The 322-nt window shown below is 84.2% G+C and carries 1 pseudogene; it reads right to left on the bottom strand.

The window, feature by feature from the left end:
• A pseudogene (locus tag E2C06_RS41265) lies at positions 1 to 290 on the bottom strand (hypothetical protein); the annotation flags it as partial.
• Between the last annotated feature and the right edge of the window lie 32 nt (positions 291 to 322).

Genomic DNA, 322 nt, shown 5'->3' with positions numbered 1-322 from the left:
AACCTGCCACCGCCCCGCGCCGCGGCGCCCGCCGCGCCGGCCGCATCGCCCCCGGCGCCCTCCGCCCCGCCGGCGCCGAAGCCGCCGGCCAGGCCGCAGGCCGCCACCCCGCCGAAGCCCGAAAAGCCCGCCGCGGCCAAGCCGGACACGGCGAAGCAGGATGCGGCGAAGCAGGCCGGCACGCCCCGCCCGCCGGCAGCCCCGCCGCCGACCCTCCAGCAGCGCCCGGGCACCAGCAATTCGGCGAAGCCCGTCCCACCCCCGCCGGCCGCCACGACGGCGCGCCGCAAGGCGGCCCCCGCCGCCGGGGCCGCCGCGGGTG

Origin of the sequence: Dankookia rubra (assembly GCF_004355005.1) — a bacterium.
GTDB lineage: Bacteria > Pseudomonadota > Alphaproteobacteria > Acetobacterales > Acetobacteraceae > Paracraurococcus > Paracraurococcus ruber_A.
Note: the sequence above shows the minus strand (reverse complement) of the source record. Positions and strands in the feature narration are given on the sequence as shown.